4 protein-coding genes and 1 pseudogene are annotated in these 3,999 nt (G+C 37.0%); all 5 read left to right on the plus strand.

Translation table 11 applies throughout. From position 1 onward, the window contains the following. Window positions 1-170: 170 nt before the first annotated feature. Entirely contained in the window at window positions 171-2,186 is a 2,016-nt protein-coding gene (locus D8837_RS08940) for a bacteriocin-associated integral membrane family protein (RefSeq protein WP_125456835.1), read from the plus strand. A 1-nt stretch (window position 2,187) separates the two neighbouring features. After that, the gene (locus D8837_RS08945; protein ID WP_125456836.1) at window positions 2,188-2,820 is read left to right on the plus strand and encodes an ABC transporter ATP-binding protein; all 633 of its coding nucleotides are present in this window, start codon (window positions 2,188-2,190) and stop codon (window positions 2,818-2,820) included. 287 nt (window positions 2,821-3,107) lie between these two features. Beyond that, window positions 3,108-3,203: pseudogene (locus tag D8837_RS08955) on the plus strand (relaxase); the annotation flags it as partial. Between the two features lie 103 nt (window positions 3,204-3,306). Beyond that, the gene (locus D8837_RS08960) at window positions 3,307-3,534 is read left to right on the plus strand and encodes a helix-turn-helix domain-containing protein (RefSeq protein WP_037606785.1); all 228 of its coding nucleotides are present in this window, start codon (window positions 3,307-3,309) and stop codon (window positions 3,532-3,534) included. A 269-nt stretch (window positions 3,535-3,803) separates the two neighbouring features. Then, window positions 3,804-3,999: DUF3173 family protein (locus D8837_RS08965; RefSeq protein WP_125456837.1), on the plus strand; the 196-nt coding region annotated here is incomplete at its 3' end.

Below are 3,999 nucleotides of genomic sequence, written 5' to 3' on the forward strand. Positions count from 1 at the left end.
GTAGAAAGGAACGTGCAGTTAGAAAGGAGGAAAAAATAGGATACTATAATTCAGACTGAGATTTCTAATTAAAAATTGAAGAAGATTCTTTTATCAATAGTTTAGTAAGCTTGTTAGTTTATAGAGGGCAGGGGTATTTCTGTCCTCTATTTTAGAATATGGAATGCACTATGAAAAAATTATTTATACTCATATCCAACCTGCTTGCTAGTTTGTTCTTTGTTTGGGTATTTACCATTTGGACTGATACATATGTCTCCTATTATTACCCCAACGTTGTTGTACGTGATTCTTCCCCTGAAACAACTTTTCAGCATGTTGCTACACGCTTGGAAAAACTAGCAGAAGAAACGGATAGCTTTATTGCGATTCAACACCAAGATCCTAACTCAGAAGGTACTACAGTTTTTTCTTATACGACCTTTGGGGACGGAAAGTTGCCTGATGGGCTTCAGGAAAAAAATCTAGAAGATGCTCAAAGTAGTAGTGTTGAAACAAACTATTTTGTATTCGATGGAAACCTAGATATTCACTTGCTAAGGGAGGAGCTAAGTCAACTTGGCTTGACTAATATGCACCTGACAATTCCATCTAAACTATCTACGTTAATGGCTATCTTTAGTAACGGATTTCAGTTAATCGGTTTATTGATTTTCATCTTAACCTTTGGAGCACTGACTTTAATTAGTCAAATTAGCCAATTACGGTCGTCGGGCATTCGCCTCATTTCAGGAGAGAAACGGTGGTCCATTTTCCTTAGACCAGTTGGTGAGGATTTGAAAGGGATAGTTGTTAGTTTCAGTTTAGCTGGCGTGCTCGCCATTCTTATGCAAAAAATTCTGTCGCTTCCAACGCAATCCCTAATGACCATAGGAGAAGGCTTGCTCAGTTATAATCTCATCTTGTTGTCGATCTCCCTGTTTTTCGCTCAACTCTTCGCAGTTGGGATAAAAAAGATACACCTGATGCAGATTATAAAAGGGCAAGTGCCTGTCAGAGGAATCATTAGTTTGATTTTAATCGGTCAACTATTAGCGATTATTATTGTAACGCTGGGAATAGGGAGTAGCTTAAAGTATTCCCAAGCCTGGCAACAGCATCGGATTGGACAAGAGGCTTGGAGCCAGGAAAGGCAACTGATTACCCTATCAATCAGCCGTGAAGGAACGAGTCCTGGTTTTGATGAACAAGCTCAAAGGAAACTCAGAACTTGGTATCAATTGATGGATCTGGCTGTTTCAGAACAAAAGGCTTTCTTATCTAGACACCAGTTAATTGACCGTACTTTGCAAAATGGCATGGCTTCCTCCAAAAACTTTATAACCTCTACAGAATGGCACGATTACAACCCGAATGGCAATGTCCTTATCGTCACACCGCAATACTTGAAACGTCAAAACATTCCTGTAGATACAACTATTGAGCAAAAGATGAATCACCTTGATGTAGGGGAGTTTGTCTTATTGCTGCCTGAACACCTCCGTTCAGAGGAAGAACATTTTAAATCTGTTTTTGAAGACGACTTAACCAGTCGCATGTCTAGTCGAGATGAACGACAGCAAATGACTGCTACGGTAGGTTATTTGGAATCAGGTCAGGATCGTTTTGTGTATAATACGACCCCTATTTCTTACCAGCAGTTTTTGAAAGATCCAATCATCATTGTTATAACACCCCAATCAACTGGTCCACAGTCCGTTTTGTTTTGGGTAGACGCAGTACAGAACTACGTTCTCTTTAATCAATTGTCTGATGCCCAGGAGCTTATCCAGAGACAAGGCATTGAAAATTGGGTCTCAGAAATGCAAACAGGTTACCACAACTACATCACATTATTGGATAATATCCAGAGGGAACGTTGGGTAATGCTAGCAGGAGCTGTGCTTGGGATTGCAACTTCAATCTTGTTGTTTAACACTATGAATAGGCTCTACTTTGAAGAATTTAGACGTGCCATTTTTATCAAACGCATTGCAGGTCTCAGGTTCTTAGAAATCCATCGCACTTATCTCTTTGCTCAACTGGGTGTGTTTTTACTGGGATTTATTGCGAGTGTATTTCTTATGGTAGAGATAGTAGTTGCTTTCTTAGTCTCGTTACTCTTTACTGGTCTATCTCTTTTACAGTTACATGTCCAAATGAAGAAAGAAAACAAGATGTCCATGCTTGTTTTGAAGGGAGGTTAATATGATTGAACTTAAACAGGTGAGTAAATCTTTTGGAGAACGAGAGTTATTTTCGAATCTTTCAATGACATTTGAGGCTGGAAAAGTCTATGCCTTAATTGGTTCAAGTGGTAGCGGAAAAACAACCTTGATGAACATGATTGGGAAATTAGAATCTTATGATGGGACGATTTTTTACCGAGGTAAAGACTTGGCCAATTATAAATCGAGTGATTTTTTCCGTCACGAATTGGGCTACCTCTTCCAGAACTTTGGCTTAATTGAAAACCAAAGTATTGAAGAAAACCTTAAGCTAGGTCTCATTGGTCAAAAGTTGAGTCGGTCGGAACAGCGGTTGAGGCAAAAGCAGGCTTTAGAACAGGTCGGCCTGGCTTATCTTGACCTAGATAAGCGCATCTTTGAGTTATCGGGCGGAGAATCGCAACGGGTTGCCTTGGCAAAAGTTATCTTAAAGAATCCACCCCTTATTCTAGCAGATGAGCCAACAGCTTCAATAGACCCAGCAACCTCTCAGTTGATTATGGAGATTTTGCTATCTCTTCGAGATGATAATAGGCTAATCATTATCGCAACACATAATCCAGCAATTTGGGAGATGGCTGATGAAGTGTTTACGATGGATCTTCTGAAATAAAAATCCTTTTCAGATAAACTGTAAAAAATCTTAATAAATGAAAGTTTGGTAGATGATATTGGCTCTTTATCAACTGTAGTGGGTTGAAGAAAAGCTAAGCTCGAGAAAGGACAAATTTCGTCCTTTCTTTTTTGATGTTCAGAGCGATAAAAATCCGTTTTTTGAAGTTTTCAAAGTTCCGAAAACTAAAGGCATTGCGCTTGATAATTTTTTAATTGAATACATCATTTTGTTTTTTAGACGGTTAATAGATTTTGACCGTCTTTCTTAATATCGCCTTACCTATAATAAACTTATTAGAAATGTTTAATAAAACAATAAAGAAATATAAGAAAAAACAAAATATGAAATCTATTAAGGAAAATGAGATACATTTAGAATAAACAGTTTCCTAAAAAGTATATATAGAATAGTTTCATGTGCCAATTTGTCACATATTTAAAAATAAGAAAATAACTATATTATACTTGTTTTAGGAGACATTGGATGTTGAAAAGGATTAGAGATTTACGCGAGGATACTGATTTGACACAAGAGTATGTTGCAAAAACAATCTTAAATTGTACAAGATCAGCGTATTCTAAAATGGAATCAGGTACCAGGTTAATCTCTATAGATGACCTTATCAAACTTGCAGATTTTTATAATGTAAGTTTAGATTACCTTGTAGGTCGAGTGGATAATAAAGAAGACCATTATTCCAAAAAGTATTAGGTTAAGAAAGCACATTGACAATTGAATAGTCCAAAATGGTACTTTCCTCATTTGTGGAGCAGTTTTGAATGGCTCGCCATGATAAGAGCGATATTAAAACCATCAATAAAATAGAGCGATACTTTATATGCCATGATACAAATGATATACAATGATACTTCTGACCGTTCAGGCTGCCACCGTAAAAGAGCAGCAAGTGTAATTCTTATGATGACTTCATCAGTCATGCCATGGAGGTGAAAAAATCTAAGAAAGGAAGTAGTAAAATCATGGAAACAGTAAACTATAAAGATTTAGTTGCGATTGGTTTTCCAGAGCACACATCGAGAAATATTATTAGACAAGCAAAAAAGATTGCTGTAAAAAAGTTTGAAGAAGCTAGAAAAAATGATAAGAATGCGGTACAATTAGGATGTTCACCTTTCGATAATAAAAGGTTAGGCATTGCTCCTAAAAATATTGTAG

The organism is Streptococcus mitis, assembly GCF_003942965.1.
GTDB lineage: Bacteria > Bacillota > Bacilli > Lactobacillales > Streptococcaceae > Streptococcus > Streptococcus mitis_BH.